Origin of the sequence: Streptomyces sp. NPDC096324 (assembly GCF_044763015.1) — a bacterium.
Lineage (GTDB): Bacteria > Actinomycetota > Actinomycetes > Streptomycetales > Streptomycetaceae > Streptomyces.
The window spans coordinates 115,856-130,930 of sequence record NZ_JBIWFK010000004.1; the positions used below are offsets into that span (position 1 = coordinate 115,856).

The window sequence follows — 15,075 nt, forward strand, 5'->3', positions numbered from 1 at the left end:
CCGAGTGGGCTGTTCCCTACTGGGCTGTTCCCGAGTGTGCTGTTCCCGAGTGGGCTGATCTTCATCGGTCGGCTCTCTTCTTCCGGATCCAACGGGGTGGTGGGGTCGGTGAGGTGTCCTCGGAGATCGGCACCCGGCTGCTCGCGGAAGGGACGCGCCCTTCCCTCCACATCCGGCAAGCGCTTGCTGCGAAGGTGCGACATTGCGGCTCCCAACAGGCGGACGAACGGCTGACGAACACTGATGAACGCTGACGAACGGTGACGGCGCTGACGAACGGTGACCCTCAGGGGGCCGCGGTGACTCGGTATCGCGTGAAGGTGGCGGCCCCCGCGTGCCCCGCGCCGGACGGCGCGAGCGCGAACAGGCCCAGCAGGGCGCCGGTCCAGCGCCGGCCGGTCGCGGCGAAGACCTGTCCCGAGGGCTGCCGGCCGCCGCCGACGTCGTAGGAGAAGCGGCAGCGGGCTCCCGCGCCGATCTCGATCCACAGCCGGACCCGGCCCTCGGGCGCCGGGCGGGCCGGAGCGGCGTCGCGCTCGCCCTCGCACCGCCCCGAGCGCACGGCGGGTGCCCCGACGGCCGCGGTCTCGGCGAACCGGTGCACGAGCCGCACCGATCCCCCCGGCTCGCGCTGAAGCCCGATCCAGCCGAACGCGTCCCCGAGCACCACGAGCCCGGCCCGCGCCCCGGGCTCCTCGCTGTCGAGGCACAGGTCGACCTGGACCGTGGCCGCAGTGCCGGGCATCCGCTGGGTGAGGACGTGCGGCAGCCGGCGCAGGTCGTGGGCGTCCGCCGTACGGACACAGGTCAGCCGCAGTCCGTCGCCGGAATGCTGGGTGGCCCAGCCGTCCTGGGGGTTGGCGGTCCACTGCCACTGGCGCCCGAAACGGCCGCCGGGGAATTCGTCGTCGGTGGCGGGCGCGGACGGCGGCTGGGCGGGCAGGTCCGGCTTGCGGTGGACGCGCACAGGGGCACCCCCGTCGCCGAGCACCGGCCAGCCGTCCGCGCCCCAGCGCATCGGCTGGAGGTGGACCACCCGCCCGTAGGCCCCGCGCTGCTGGAAGTGCACGAACCAGTCCTCGCCCGCCGCCGTGCGCACCCAGCCGCCCTGGTGCGGGCCGTTGACGCGGGTGTTCCCCTGTTCCAGCACCACCCGCTCCTCGTACGGCCCGAAGAAGCCGCGCGACCGGAAGGCGCCCTGCCAGCCGGTCTCGACTCCCCCGGCGGGCGCGAAGATCCAGAACCAGCCTTCGTGGCGGTAGGCCTTGGGCCCTTCGAGGGTGAACCAGCCGGGGATCAGGTCGGCGTCGACGATCACCTTCCCCTCGTCGAGCAGAGCGGTGCCGTCGGGACACATCCGGTGTCCGGTGAGCCGGTTCTTCACTCCCGAACGGGACTTGGCCCAGGCGTGCACGAGATAGGCCTCGCCGGTCTCCTCGTCCCACAGCGGGCAGGGATCGATGAGTCCCCGGCCCTCCTTCACCAGGCGCGGCCGGGTCCAAGGGCCTCTGATCCGCGGGGCGTTGACCTGGAAAATACCGTGGTCGGGGTCGCCCCAGAAGATCCAGAAGCGGTCGTCGTGATGGCGCAACGCGGGAGCCCACACCCCGCGATCGGGCTTCGGAGTCCTGAACTCGGCAGCCGGCTCCAGGCGTTGGAGAGCGTGCCCGACGAGGGTCCAGTTCACCAGGTCGCGCGAGTGCAGCAGCGGCAGGCCGGGGGCGCGGCCGAAGCTGGAGGCGGTGAGGTAGAAGTCGTCGCCGACGCGGAGCGGATCGGGGTCGGACCAGTCGGCGTCGAGGACGGGGTTGCGGTAGGTGCCGTCACCGAGGTCGGCGGAGGGCAGGGCCATCAGGGGCTCACCGCCTTGCGGACCAGCGCGGCGGCCCCGGTCCGGTCGAGGGCGCCGTCGGCGACGACGGTGACGACCCGGCGTACGAGCGTGTCCCCCGCCTCGACGGTGAGCCGCCGGTCGGAGGCGAGCGAGGAACCGACGCCCGGGTACTCGGCGGCGCGGACGAACCACGGGTCGCGGCGGGTCTCGGCGGTCGCCCCGGCGAGGACGAGCGTCCAGCCGGCTCCCGCGAGGGCGAGCCAGTCCGCGGGGCGCGCGTGCGCCGCTTCCTCGCCCTCGGTGTCGGCGGTGAACACGCGCGGGGCGTCCGGTTCCTTGGGGGCCCGCCAGAAGAAGCCTCCGTAGGCCGCGCCCGGCCGTCCGTTGGTGGCGGGGCTGCCGATGGAGAGGACGCGCCCGGCGATGTTCGTGAGCGAGAAGGTGAAGTCCAGCGCCCAGGCGCTGTCGGTGAGGGCGACGGCCGCGACCGTACGGCGTTCCCGCAGCAGTTCGGTGCCCGCGGCCGTCCAGCGCAGCTCCTCCACGAAGCCGTCCGGGTCGCGCAGTTGGAAGCCCGCGTGCCGTTGGACGCCGTGGTTGTCCAGCTCGGTCGGCCCCTGGTCGCGGACATAGGTGCGTCCGCCCCAGAAGTTGTGCCCCTCGACGTCGGGTACGGCCACACCGACGCCGAGGTGGTGGGTGTGATCGGCCGGACCGGTCTCGGTCACGGCCGTACCGGCCAGGGTGGTGACGGGATGCAGGTACGGGCGCGGCGAGAGCCGGGCCGGCAGCGCGGGCCGGGTGACGTAGCGGGCGACGGGGCGGCCGCCGATCCGCAAGGCCATCGAGTCGTCGTTCATCCGGAGCTCACCTCTTTCGGGCGCGCCCAGGAGGCGCCGAGTTCGGAGTAGAGGGCGAGGGTGTCGGCGGCGGCCGCGACGAGTCCGTCGATGCCGGGCACGACCCGGCGTCGTTCGCCGGGAACCGTCCGCCAGGCGTCCGGGGGCAGTGCGACCGGGTCGGGGGCCCTCCGGACCGCCTCGACGACCTTCATGAAGGCGCCCGTCGACTCGGGCGTGACCAGCAGGTCGGCGCCGCCGGTCAGATGCCCGGCCAGGTTCTCCAGCAGGTCGGTGCGGCCGTACCGGATCTCCTCGGGGCCGTGTCCGGACCGCTGCACGAGCACCCGGTCCTGCTTGTACCAGAAGGTGATCCGGCCGCCCGTGCCGTGCACCAGGACGTACGGTTCGCCGGGGCGTTCGGCGCAGAGTGTGGCGGCGACGGTGATCCGGCCCCCGGTGGTGGTCACCCGTACGCACGAGGTGTCGTCGGACTCGATGTCGTTGGCGCGCAGCAGTTCGGTCCGGACGGCGGTGACGTCCTCGGCGCGGGTCGAGCCGTCCAGCGCGAGGGCCGTGGCGACGGCGTGGGCCAGCGGGTTCGTCAGGACCCCGTCGACGACGTCGGCGCCGTGGAGCCGGCGCCTGCCGGCCCAGGGCGCGCGACGGAAGTAGGCCTCGTCGCGGACCCAGGCGCCGGCCCCGCCGATTCCGGTGATCCGGCCGAGCGCGCCCTCGGTGATCATCTTCCTGATCGCCGGCACCGCGTGCGAGCCGAGCGACTGGAAGCCGATCTGGCAGACGGCTCCGGCCGCCGCGACGCCGTCGGCCATCCGCCGGAACTCGACGTAGGAGGGCGCGGGCGGCTTCTCCAGGAGCAGGTGGACGCCCCGGCGCGCGGCGGTCAGCGCGAGGTCGGTGTGGGTGGGTATGGGGGTGCAGATCACCGCGACGGCGGCGCCGGTGGAGTCGAGGAGCGCCCCGAGGTCGGCGGACTGCTCGACGCGTTGTCCGCCCAGTTCCGCCTCGGTGAGCGGGTTCAGCTCGCAGACCCCGGCGAGGCGCACCAGGCCCTTGTCCTGGAGCCGGCGGATGTTGTCCAGGTGCCAGCGGCCGTGCCCCCGCGCCCCGGCGAGGACGACGGGCAGCGGCGTGCCGGCCAGGTACCGGTCGCGGCCCTGACGGGAGGTGGTGGTCATCCCTTCACCGCCCCGGCGCTGAATCCGGTGATCAGCCATTTCTGGATGAAGGCGAAGACGACGACCACGGGGACGGCGGCGATGATGCCGCCCGCGGCGAGCGCGCCCAGGTCGACGCTGTCGGAACTCATCAGGGTGTTGAGGCCGACCGGGATGGTCTGCTTGCTCTGGTCGCTGAGGAACATCAGGGCGAACAGGAAGTGGTTCCAGGCGTGGACGAAGGCGAAGGAGCCGACGGCGATCAGTCCGGGCCGCAGCAGCGGGAGGACGACGATCCGGAAGGCGTCGAAGCGGTTGCAGCCGTCCACCCAGGCGGCCTCCTCCAGGGTGTAGGGCACGTTCCGGATGAAGCCGCTGATGAGGATCATCGACAGCGGGAGCTGGAAGACGGTCTCGGCGATGACGACGCTGACCAGCGAGTTGATCATCCGGAGCTCGGCGAAGATCTGGAAGAGCGGGACCAGGAGCAGGGCGCCCGGCACGAACTGGGAGCAGAGCAGCGCGAGCATGAAGCCGCGTTTGATCCTGAAGTCGAAGCGGGCGAGCGCGTAGCCGCCGGCCAGCGCGACGAGCGTGGTCATCACCAGGGTGGCGACGGCGATGATCACGCTGTTCTGGAAGTAGGTCCCGAAGCTGCGCTCGGTCCACACCTTGTCGAAGTGGTCCAGCGTCATGGGCCAGGGCACGAGGGAGGTGGATCCGGCGGGGCGCAGCGCGAAGAGCAGGATCCAGTAGAAGGGGACCAGGGTGAAGAGGAGGTAGCCGCCCAGGGGGACGTAGATCTGCCAGCGCGGGGCCTCGTCCCAGGCGCGCCGTCTCCTCGCCGCGGACGGGCGGGGTTCTTCGACGGGCGGGGCGGCGGGTGCGGCCGGGGCGATGGTCCCGGCTTCCTTGGTGATCACTTGTCGCCGCCTCCGAACTTGCTCAGCCGCAGATAGACGATCGAGCAGAACAGCAGAATCACGAACGCGACCGTGGTGAGGGCGGACGCGTAGCCGAAGTTGTGGGCGTCGACGCTGGTGTTGGCGATGTAGAGCGGCAGGGTCGTCGTCTCGCCCGCGGGCCCGCCGCCGGTGAGGGTGTAGAGCAGGTCGACGTTGTTGAACTCCCACACGGCGCGCAGCAGCGTGGAGAGGATGATCGCGTCCTTCAGGTGCGGCAGCGTGATGTGCAGGAACTGGCGGAGGCGGCTCGCCCCGTCGACCTCCGCGGCCTCGTACAGGTCCTTCGAGACGGACTGGAGGTCGGCGAGGATCAGGATCGCGAAGAAGGGGACCCCGCGCCACAGGTCCGCGACCACGGCCGCCGGGAAGACGGTGGAGGTGTCCGAGAGCCAGCTCGTCCCGTACGAGCCGATGCCCGCGTCGGCGAGGTAACGGGTGATGCCCGTCTGGGAGTTGTAGAGCAGCACCCAGATCGCCGAGGTCAGCACGCCGGAGACGGCCCAGGGCGAGAAGACCAGCGCGCGCCCGGCCGCCCGGCCGACGAAGGTCTGGTTGACGATCAGTGCGAGCGCCAGGCCGAACAGGAGCTGGAGGCCGACCTCGACGACGACCCATTGCGCGCTGAACGTCAGCGTGTCCCAGAACTGGGGGTCGTCGGTGAAGGCGTGCGTGAAGTTGTCGAGGCCCGCGAAGCCGTTGCGCCACGGCTTGGTCGGGTTGTAGTTCTGCAGGCTGTAGTAGAAGACGCTGATGACGGGGTAGGCGATGAAGCCCAGCATCAGCAGCGCCGCCGGGGCGATCAGCAGATAGGGCAGCCTGCGCGGGGTCGCGGAGGCACGGCGCCGCCGGGGTGGCGCGGGCGGTTTCGCCACGGCTGCGGCTTGGGCCATGACTGTTCTCCGTTCGCAGTGGGGCAGGTACAGCGAGTGCAGGAAGCGCTTGCTACGTGCTCATGGGTCGGGCGGTGCCTTCCGTGTGCGGTCGTCGGGGCCTCAGCCGGCGTAGGGGTCCGGCACCTTGCCCGGACGGGCCAGGAACGCGAAGTCGCAGCCGGTGTCGGCCTGGGTGATCTGGTCGTTGTAGAGCGCGCCGTAGCCGCGTTCGTAGCGGACGGGCGGCGGAGTCCACGCGGCCCGCCTGCGCTCCAGCTCCGCGTCGTCCACGTGGAGCCGGAGCGAGCGTGCCGCGACGTCGAGGGTGATCGGGTCCCCGCTGCGTACGAGGGCGAGCGGGCCGCCGACGTGGGACTCGGGCGCCACGTGCAGTACGCAGGTGCCGTAACTCGTGCCGCTCATCCGGGCGTCGGAGATCCGCACCATGTCCCGGACACCCTGCTTCAGCAGATGGCCGGGGATGGGCAGCATCCCGTACTCGGGCATGCCCGGGCCGCCCTTGGGGCCGGAGCCCCGCAGCACGAGGACGCTGTCCGCGGTGATGCCGAGCGAGGGGTCGTCGATGGTCCGCTGCATCGTGCGGTAGTCGTCGAAGACGACCGCGGGACCGGTGTGCTTCAGCAGGTGCGGTTCGGCGGCGATGTGCTTGATGACGGCGCCGTCGGGGCAGAGGTTGCCGCGCAGGACGGCCACTCCGCCCTCGGCCGCGACCGGGTCGTCCCGGGTGCGGATGACGTCGTCGTCGTGGACCCGGGCGCCCGCGAGCTGCTCGCGCAGGCTGTCGTGGGACACCGTGGGCCGGTCCAGGTGCAGCAGGTCGGTGATCCGGGAGAGGAACCCGGGCAGGCCGCCGGCGAAGTGGAAGTCCTCCATGAGGTACTTCTGTCCGCCGGGCCTGACGTTCGCGAGCACCGGGACGGTCCGGGCGATCCGGTCGAAGTCGTCCAGGGTGAGGGAGACGCCCGCGCGTCCGGCCATGGCGATCAGGTGGATCACGGCGTTCGTCGAACCGCCGATGCCGAGCACCGTCGTGACCGCGTCCGTGAAGGCCTCCGCGGTGAGGATGTCGGACAACGTCCGCCCCTTGTGGACGAGTTCGACGATCCGCAGGCCCGCCGCGGCCGCCATCCGGTCGTGGCCCGAGTCGACGGCCGGGATGCTCGACGCGCCGGGGACGGTGACGCCGAGCGCCTCCGCGGCGGCCGTCAGCGTGGACGCGGTGCCCATCGTCATGCAGTGCCCCGGCGACCGGGCGAGCCCGCTCTCCAGCTCGGTCATCTCGCAGTCCCCGATGAGGCCCGCGCGCTTGTCGTCCCAGTACTTCCACATGTCGGTGCCGGAGCCGAGGACCTCGTTGCGCCAGTGGCCGGGGAGCATGGGCCCGGCGGGCACGAAGACGGTCGGCAGGTCGACCGAGGCGGCTCCCATGAGCAGCGCGGGCGTGGTCTTGTCGCAGCCGCCCATCAGCACGGCCCCGTCCACCGGATACGACCGCAGCAGCTCCTCGGTCTCCATCGCGAGCAGGTTGCGGTAGAGCATCGGGGTCGGCTTCTGGAACGTCTCGCTCAGCGTGGACACCGGGAATTCGAGCGGGAATCCGCCGGCCTGCCACACTCCCCGCTTGACGGCCTGGGCGCGGTCGCGCAGGTGCACATGGCACGGGTTGATGTCGGACCAGGTGTTGAGGATCGCGACGACCGGCTTGCCCAGGTGCTCCTCGGGGAGGTAGCCGAGCTGCCGGGTCCTGGCCCGGTGGCTGAACGAGCGGAGCCCGTCGGTGCCGTACCACTGGTGGCTTCGGAGGTCCTCGGGCCGTTTCACAGGGACCATCCGGCGGCTATGGCGGCGACCTCGGACCGCTCGTTCGCGGTCAGCGGCCTGCTCGGCGGGCGCACGTCACGGCGGCACAGGCCCAGCGAGGAGAGGGCTTCCTTGACCACGGTGACGTTGTTGGCGGAGGCGTCGGCGGCGCGCAGTTCCTCGAAGCGGCGGATCCGCTCCCAGACCTTCATCGCGGCCGGGTAGTCGCCGGACCGGAGCGCCTCGATCATGTTCAGCGAGACGGCGGGGGCGACGTTCACCAGGCCCGAGGTGAACCCGGTGGCGCCGGCGGAGAAGTACGAGGGGGCGTAGGGCTCGGCGAGTCCGGCGACCCACACGAACCGGTCGAGGCCGGCGTCCCGCGCGAAGGACGCGAAGCGCGCCGCGTCGGGGACGGCGTACTTCACGCCGACGACGTTCGGGCAGGCGTCCGCGAGTTCGGCGAGCCGGGAACCCGCGAGCACCGGATTGCGGATGTACGGCACGACGCCCAGCTCCGGAACGGACTCGGCGATCGCCCGGTGGTAGTCGACCCAGCCGCCCTCCGAGACGTACGGGTGGACGGGCTGATGGACCATCACCATCGGTGCGCCGAGGGAGCGGGCGTGCCGCGCGGAGGCGACGGCGGTGGGCAGGTCGTGTCCGACGCCGACCAGGACGGCCGCGCGGTCGCCGGCCTCCTCGACGGTCAACTCGGTGATGGTCCGGCGCTCTTCGGGGGTGAGGGCGTAGAACTCGCCGGTGTTGCCGTTGGGCGTGAGGGTGCGGACGCCGCCGTCGACGAGCCGGCGCAGCAGGGCCCGGTGGGCGTCCCGGTCGATCGTGCCGTCCTCGGCGAACGGCGTCACCGGGATCGCCACGACCTCGGCGAGTGCCGTCCGCTGGGTCTCGAACGTCGCTGTCATTCCTGTCCGTCCTCTTCCTGGCCCCGCGGGAAGGCCCGTCGCACGAACGAGGCGATGTGCGCGTGCAGTGCCGCGGCCGCGGCGTCGGCGTCACCGTCGAGGGCGAGGCGCAGGATCTCGCGGTGCTCGCTCGCCTCCCGCTCCCAGGAGGGATCGGAGGCCCAGGCGACGGCCGAGACGAGGGCCGCCTGGTCGCGCACCTCGTCGAGCATCCGGCCGAGCAGCGGGTTGCCGCAGGGTGCGTACAGGGCGCGGTGGAACTCCCGGTTGGCCAGGGACCGTTCGGCGGTGTCGGCGGCGGCGTCGGCACGGGTGAGCGCGTCGCGGGCGTCGTCCAGGGACGCCTTCCGGCGCACCACCCGCCGCAGCGCCTCGGGTTCGAGGAGCAGCCGTACGTCGTACACCTCGCGCGCCATGTCCGCGTCCACCATGCGCACCGTGACGCCCTTGTACTGGTTCATCACGACGAGCCCGGTGCCGGCCAGGGTCTTGAGCGCCTCGCGCACCGGGGTCTTCGACACCCCGAACTGCGCGGCGAGGTCGGTCTCGACCAGGGCCTGTCCTGGGGTCAACTGCCCGGTGAGGATGCGGTGTTTGATCCCCTCCAGCACGAACTGCGTGCGGGACGGGATCGGGGTGGGCACAGAGGTCATGCGCGCCTCTCTGGTCTCACGTCTCGGATCACGGGAGCCGGGCACCGTCCGTGGACGCCGGTTCCCGGTCTCATGTATCGCGTCTCATATATGACGTACGAAGTACGACGCGTTGAAGGTAGGAGCGTGACCGTGTTTCGTCAACGCTTCTCACAGAGGAAGTTGCGGAGACGCGCGGGGCACGGGGGCCACGCCGCGCGGGGCACGGGGGTGCCGTGGGGCCCGGACCTCCCGGATCCGTCGGCGTGGCGGCCGGCGCGAACGACCCCTCGGCATGCCCCGGGGCGGGGCGCGGCGCATGTTCGCTCACGCGATGCGGCCCCGGGCACACGGACGGGCCGCCCGCTCGGCGGGCGGCCCGTGACGCGTCGAGGGAGTGCCCGGACGCGTGTGCTCGCGTGAACAGATCTTCCGTTACGGCTTCCAGCCCGGGTCACGGCCGCTGAGGCCGATCACGCGGTCGAGGAGGGGCGCGTCGTCGGGCACCGGGACGACGGGACCGAAGATGCCCCCGACGCGGGTCGGGTCGTCGGCCACGCCCGTGAGGAACTGGTGCGTCACCCGCAGGGCGGTCTCGTCGGGTGCGTAGTCCTGGCCGGTGGCCCGCGCGAGGTCCCAGCCGTGCACGACCAGTTCGTCGGCGGCGACGGCCGCCGCGACCTCGGCCGGGAGCGTCACTCCGCCCGCCCGGGTCGTACCGGTCCAGGCGGCCGGGTCCCGCCAGGCGTCGGCGAGTTCGTCGAGCGCCTTCGGCAGGGCCTCGCGCCAGCCCGGCTCGATGTCGGGCACGGCGGCGGTGGGGCTGGTGTCGGTCGTCGGGCCCAGGTCCTTGCGCCCGGCGTCGCGGAAGGCGACGGCCAGTCCGGCCAGATGCCCGAGCACATTGCGCACCGCGTACTGCGGACAGGGCGTCGCCCCGTCGAGCTGTGCGTCCGTGACACCCTCCGCGAGGCGCGCCACGACAAGGGCCTGCGGCCCGAAGTCGAAAGTCTGGCCGGTCATCCGATTCTCCTCAGTACGCGTCTTCGTCCGCCGGTCCGGTCCGTGGACCCGCGGGACCTTGGGTGGCTCTCCCGTGAGCGAGACCCGTCGGGTCACCTCGCTCGCGAGTCCCGCGGGACAGGCCCTCGGGGTACACCCCTGAGCGACGCCCCTGGGCGTACCCGCGAGCGAAGCCCGTGGGGCGGCTCCCGTGGGCGCAGCCCGCGGGGCGGGCCCGTGGACGCACACCCGCGAGCGAAGCCCGTGCGGGGCGGGCCCGTGGGTGCACTCCCGTGGGGTAGACCCCGTCCGTACCGGAAACTCATCGGTTCCCCGGACCGAAGGCTCCCGCACCGGGGCGGCCGGACGGCCCGACACCCGGCCGCCCGCTCCTCCGTATGCAGCAGCGGCGCAGGCGGGCGGATCGGCCGGGACCGAAGCTGGGCGTGCCCTGGCCCCGCCCGACTCGGGAGACCCCCATGCCACTGCCTCGCCGCCCCCGGCTCCGCACGTCCCTCGGCGCCCTGCTGGCCGCCGCCTGTCTGACCGGCGCCGTGTCCGGACCGGCCGACGCCGGCTCCAGCTCCGGTTCCGGCTCCGGTTCCGCCGACCGCGACCGCGCCCTGCGTCAGCAGCTCGAAGAGCTGGTGCGCAGCCCCGGCGGCCCGCCCGGAGTCATCGCCGTCCTGCGTCGCGGCGGCGAGTCCCGCATCGTGCGCGCCGGGGTCGCCGACCTGGACAGCGGACGTCCGATCGACCCGGACGACCACACGAGGATCGCGAGCACGGCGAAGGCGTTCAGCGGTGCCGTGGCCCTGACCTTGGTGGACCGGCGCGCGCTCTCCCTCGACGACACGATCGGCCGCCGGCTGCCGTCCCTGCCCCGGCAGTGGCGTGCCGTGACGCTGCGCCAGCTCCTGAACCACACCAGCGGGCTGCCCGACTACTCGCAGGACCCCGAGTTCCTCAGGATCCTCACCGCCGATCCGCGCCACCACTTCGACTCGCGCCGACTGCTCGACTTCGTGGCCGACGAACCACTGCTGTTCCGCCCGGGGTCGCGGTACCAGTACTCGAACTCGGACAACATCGCGGTGGCGCTGATGGCCGAGGCGGTCACGGGCCGGCCCTACGAGCAGTTGCTGCGGGAGCTCGTCTACCGGCCGCTCGGCCTGCGCGACACGAGCCTCCCGCAGGGCTACGAGCTGCCCGAGCCGTACATGCGCGGTTACGACGTCACGCCGCCGAATCCCCCGGAGGACGTCAGCGAGGCACTCAGCGCGTCGGGTGTGTGGGCGTCGGGCGGGATCGTCTCGACCCCGGCGGACCTGACCCGCTTCATCCGCGGGTACGCGGGCGGGGCCCTCATCTCCAAGGCCTCCCTGCGCGAGCAGCGCCAATGGATCGACGGGGCCTCCGAGCCGGCGGGTCCCGGCAGGAACAAGGCGGGAGCGGCGATCTTCCGCTACTCCACCCGCTGCGGAGTGGTCCTCGGCCACACCGGCAACTTCCCCGGCTACACCCAGTTGATCGCGGCCACGCCGGACGGCCGCAGGTCCCTGACCTTCACGCTCACCACCCAGGTGAACAAGACGAACAAGCCCGTGCTGCTGGAGCGGCTGCGAACGGTCGAGGAGAACTTCGTCTGCGCGCTGCTGAAGGACTGACGGGCGCCGGCGGGCGCTCGCAGAGTCCGGGCGCCCGCTCCCCGCGGAGCGTTCACCTTCAGACCATTGCAACAGATTCGACAAGGAGCGTTGCGTTAGGACCAGAATCATTGCAATGAAATCTCGGCATTCACCTGCGACAACAACAGAATTGCGCAACAAGCATGTTGCTCGATCCTCGAACGCAACGTAGCGTTTCCAATGTCAGAAACACAGAGAACGCACGCGACGCAGCCATGGAGAGCATCATGCAGAAGTTCGACACCACCGCCCCCGTCTCCGCGATCATCGACATCCCCGCGGGACACATCCGCTTCATCGCCGCCGACCGCGCCGACACCACCGTCGAGGTCCTGCCCTCCGACGCCTCCAAGGGCCGCGACGTGAAGGCGGCGGAGCAGACCGAGGTCTCCTACACCGACGGCGTCCTGCGTGTGCAGGCCCCGGAGGCGAGGAACCGGCTCCTCGGCTCGTCCGGGTCCGTCGAGGTGACCGTGCGGCTTCCGGCCGGCTCCCGCGTCGAGGCGAAGGCGGCCGCCGCCGAGTTCCGCGGCGTGGGACGGCTCGGCGAGGTCACCTTCGAGGGCGGCCACCGCTCGGTGGAGCTCGACGAGGCGGACAGCGTCCGCCTGACCGGCCTCGACGCCGACATCTCCGTCGGCCGCCTGCACGGCCCCGCCGAGATCAGCACCCAGAAGGGCGATCTGACCGTCAGCGAGGCCGCACGCGGAACGCTCACGCTGAGCACGCAGCTGGGGGACATCACCGTCGGCGCCGCCCCCGGGGTCTCCGCCGCCCTGGACGCCGGCACCACCCTCGGCCGGATCAGCAACACCCTCCACAACGCCGGCGCCACCCCCGGCCTGACGATCCACGCGACCACCGCCCGCGGCGACATCACCGCCCGCACGGTGAAGGGCTGAAGGCACGACCCGCTCCGCCCCCTCCGCCCCCGAACGGGGCAGCGGGGGCGGAGCGATGAGGTCGCCCGACAGGACCGCGGAGTCACGGACCCCCTCTAGTCCAGCCCCGCCAACGCCCCCCGCACGGCCTCCAGATCGGCGTCCGAGGCCAACCCCGCGTGATACAGCCGCAGTTCCGTGGCTCCGAGCTCGGCGGCGCGGGCCGCGTCGGCCGCCAGAGCGTCCGGCCGGCCCCCCATCCCGGACACGACGGTGAAGTTGGCGGCCAGTACCCTCCCCCGCGCCCCCGCCCGCACCGCGTCCGCGAACGGCGTCAGCAGGCCCGCGCCCCCGGTGCACGGCACGACCACACCGTCGGCCCGGGACAGGATGTGGCCGGGGTCCACCCCGGCGTTGGCGCCGCAGTGGAAGGAGACGGGGTCGGCGTGCAGCAGCACCTGGAACCCGGCCGGCGCGGCGGAACGGACCGCTGAGACCGTCTCCTCCTGGAGCGAGCGGGCCACCTGGTCGCGCCAGACGCGGGTGGCCGCCGCGGTCCCCGCACCGAGCAGCTTCTCCACTCCGGCCCAGCCGCCGCCGGACGGCTCCCCCCGCCACACCGGCTCCAGCGCCCCGCGCACGAAGGACGCCAACTCCTCGGCTTCCAGGCCCTGCCGGCCGTATCCGTCCGCGCACACGGCGCAGAAGCAGAGCGACATCAGATACTGCCCGGCGTCCCCGAGCGGCACCCCGCCGGTCTTGTCGTGGGCGTGCAGATGGGCGAGCCCGTACCAGCCGAGCGACTCCAGTTCCGTACCCGTGGCACCGGGCCGCACCGCGGCCTCCGCCGCGAGGTCGGCGAGGTAGGCGCGGGTGGCGGACCGGGCGACACAGGGCGCCCAGGGATAGCGGTCCCCGTAGGCGTTGACGACGGAGGTCTCCGGATGTTCCTCCCCCATACGGGAGTTGTGCGCGAGCACGACCCAGGTGTGGACGTCGAGCCCCGCCCCGGCCAGCGCGGCGGCGGCCTCGCCGTACGCGTCACCGGGCGCCCAGTCGCCGGCCGGGTACGGGCGAAGGGCCCGGCCGCGCCACCGCGCCTCGTCCACCGGATACAGCACGGCGGAGTGCGCGGCGGTGACGATCCGGTGCCGCGGATGGCGGGGGGTCAGCGCGCGCGTGGAGTGGTAGGCGGACGCGAGCGTCACCTGGCGGACGCCGAGAGCCGCGGTCCTGGCGGCGGCCTCCGGGTCCCCGTTGACGTCCCAGGGGTAGAGGAACGCGGACGCCCTCACGCGCCCTCCTCGATGAGCGCGTACCCGCGGTCGATGAGCTGCGCGAGCTGCTTGACGTGGTCCTCGGCCGGTTCGTGCAGCGGGGGCCGGACCTCGCCGACGTCCAGTCCGCGCAGCCGGACACCCGCCTTGACGAGGGCGACCGCGTAGCCGCGTCCTCGCGCCCGCAGGTCGACGAAGGGGCGGTAGAAGCCGTCCAGCAGCCGGTTCACCGTGGCGTCGTCCCCGGTGTTCAGGGCGCGGTGGAAGGCCAGCGCGATCTCGGGGGCGAAGCAGAAGACCGCCGAGGAGTAGAGCGTGATCCCCAGTCCCCGGTAGGCGAGCCCGGTCAGTTCGGCCGTCGGCAGACCGTTGAAGTAGAGGAAGTCGCCGGGCGCCTCGCTGCGTACGGCGCTGACGATCCGCTGCATCAGGTCCAGGTCGCCGAGCCCGTCCTTGAAGCCGATGATCCCCTCGGTGCGGGCGAGTTCGACCACGCTCGCGGGGGTGAAGACGGCGTTGTCGCGCTGGTAGACGATGACATCGAGGGAGGTGGCGGCGGCGATCTCCCGGTAGTGCCGGAGCAGCCCCTCCTGCCCGGCCGTCACGAGATACGGCGGCATGGCGAGCAGCCCGTCGGCCCCGGCGGCCTCCGCGAGGCGCGCGTAGCGCACGGCGAGAGCGGTTCCGTATCCGGCGCCCGCGATCACCGGGACGCGTCCCTCGGCCGCCTCCACCGCGGCCCGTACGCAGGTCTCGAACTCCTCGGGCACGAGCGCGTGGAACTCGCCGGTGCCGCAGCACGCGAAGACCGCAGCCGCGCCCGCCTCGACACCGCGCCGGACATGCTCCCGGTAGACGCCGGGGTCGACAGCGCCGTCGTGGCCGTACGCGGTGACGGGAAAGAAGAGCGGCCCGCTGGGGATGCTCAGCCGAGCGGCAAGAGGGGCTGACGTCACGGACTCTCCCTTAAAAGGTGCCCACCGAGTGCATGTTTCTGATCCATGTACATATCTCTGAACTCGCCCACGCTAAGCCGCCGCCTCGCGGCCGGTCAAGCACGCGAACCCGCAACTCGAAGGCGGATTTCGCCCCTTCGCGCGACACTTGACGCGGCACGCCGACGCTCCTTAGCGTGTCCATGAATGTGAATGCCATACACG

Annotated in this window: 13 protein-coding genes; 2 read left to right on the forward strand and 11 right to left on the reverse strand. The window is 72.3% G+C overall.

Going from position 1 to position 15,075, the window contains the following annotated elements:
* Positions 1–286: 286 nt before the first annotated feature.
* The 9 genes from ACIQ7M_RS11325 to ACIQ7M_RS11365 form a co-directional block, all read right to left on the reverse strand.
* Positions 287–1,852 carry a family 43 glycosylhydrolase gene (locus tag ACIQ7M_RS11325; protein WP_403642449.1) on the reverse strand — a complete coding sequence of 522 codons (1,566 nt, stop codon included), beginning with the start codon at positions 1,850–1,852 and terminating at the stop codon, positions 287–289.
* Positions 1,852–2,694 (reverse strand): PmoA family protein, encoded by an 843-nt coding sequence (locus ACIQ7M_RS11330; protein WP_403642452.1) that lies wholly within the window; start codon positions 2,692–2,694, stop codon positions 1,852–1,854. The genes ACIQ7M_RS11325 and ACIQ7M_RS11330 overlap by 1 nt, the downstream gene beginning before the upstream one ends.
* The gene (locus tag ACIQ7M_RS11335; protein ID WP_403642455.1) at positions 2,691–3,872 is read right to left on the reverse strand and encodes a Gfo/Idh/MocA family protein; all 1,182 of its coding nucleotides are present in this window, start codon (positions 3,870–3,872) and stop codon (positions 2,691–2,693) included. Before ACIQ7M_RS11335 ends, ACIQ7M_RS11330 begins: the two co-directional genes overlap by 4 nt.
* A complete protein-coding gene (locus ACIQ7M_RS11340) occupies positions 3,869–4,774 on the reverse strand; it encodes a carbohydrate ABC transporter permease (protein ID WP_355772824.1) in 906 nt (301 codons plus the stop codon). Before ACIQ7M_RS11340 ends, ACIQ7M_RS11335 begins: the two co-directional genes overlap by 4 nt.
* A complete protein-coding gene (locus ACIQ7M_RS11345) occupies positions 4,771–5,706 on the reverse strand; it encodes a sugar ABC transporter permease (protein ID WP_355772821.1) in 936 nt (311 codons plus the stop codon). The genes ACIQ7M_RS11340 and ACIQ7M_RS11345 overlap by 4 nt, the downstream gene beginning before the upstream one ends.
* Positions 5,707–5,808: 102 nt before the next feature.
* A complete protein-coding gene (gene araD / locus ACIQ7M_RS11350; protein WP_403642460.1) occupies positions 5,809–7,539 on the reverse strand; it encodes an L-arabinonate dehydratase in 1,731 nt (576 codons plus the stop codon).
* Complete coding sequence (locus ACIQ7M_RS11355) at positions 7,527–8,435, reverse strand: dihydrodipicolinate synthase family protein (protein ID WP_355772815.1); 909 nt, start codon at positions 8,433–8,435, stop codon at positions 7,527–7,529. Before ACIQ7M_RS11355 ends, araD begins: the two co-directional genes overlap by 13 nt.
* Positions 8,432–9,088: a GntR family transcriptional regulator gene (locus ACIQ7M_RS11360; RefSeq protein WP_403642464.1), complete on the reverse strand. Its 657-nt coding sequence runs from the start codon at positions 9,086–9,088 to the stop codon at positions 8,432–8,434. Before ACIQ7M_RS11360 ends, ACIQ7M_RS11355 begins: the two co-directional genes overlap by 4 nt.
* A 414-nt stretch (positions 9,089–9,502) precedes the next feature.
* A complete protein-coding gene (locus ACIQ7M_RS11365; protein ID WP_386985561.1) occupies positions 9,503–10,090 on the reverse strand; it encodes a TIGR03086 family metal-binding protein in 588 nt (195 codons plus the stop codon).
* Between the two features lie 458 nt (positions 10,091–10,548).
* On the opposite strand from ACIQ7M_RS11365, the gene ACIQ7M_RS11370 reads away from it, so the two are divergent.
* Together ACIQ7M_RS11370 and ACIQ7M_RS11375 are read left to right on the forward strand one after the other, a co-directional pair.
* Positions 10,549–11,736 (forward strand): serine hydrolase domain-containing protein, encoded by a 1,188-nt coding sequence (locus ACIQ7M_RS11370; RefSeq protein ID WP_403642467.1) that lies wholly within the window; start codon positions 10,549–10,551, stop codon positions 11,734–11,736.
* Between the two features lie 248 nt (positions 11,737–11,984).
* A complete protein-coding gene (locus ACIQ7M_RS11375) occupies positions 11,985–12,659 on the forward strand; it encodes a DUF4097 family beta strand repeat-containing protein (RefSeq protein WP_403642470.1) in 675 nt (224 codons plus the stop codon).
* A 95-nt stretch (positions 12,660–12,754) separates the two neighbouring features.
* Here the strand turns inward: ACIQ7M_RS11375 and ACIQ7M_RS11380 are convergent, their stop codons facing one another.
* Together ACIQ7M_RS11380 and ACIQ7M_RS11385 are read right to left on the reverse strand one after the other, a co-directional pair.
* On the reverse strand, positions 12,755–13,933 hold the full coding sequence (locus tag ACIQ7M_RS11380) for a hypothetical protein (protein ID WP_403642473.1): 1,179 nt from the start codon (positions 13,931–13,933) through the stop codon (positions 12,755–12,757).
* A complete protein-coding gene (locus tag ACIQ7M_RS11385) occupies positions 13,930–14,871 on the reverse strand; it encodes a 5-dehydro-4-deoxyglucarate dehydratase (protein ID WP_403642476.1) in 942 nt (313 codons plus the stop codon). The genes ACIQ7M_RS11380 and ACIQ7M_RS11385 overlap by 4 nt, the downstream gene beginning before the upstream one ends.
* Positions 14,872–15,075: the final 204 nt, after the last annotated feature.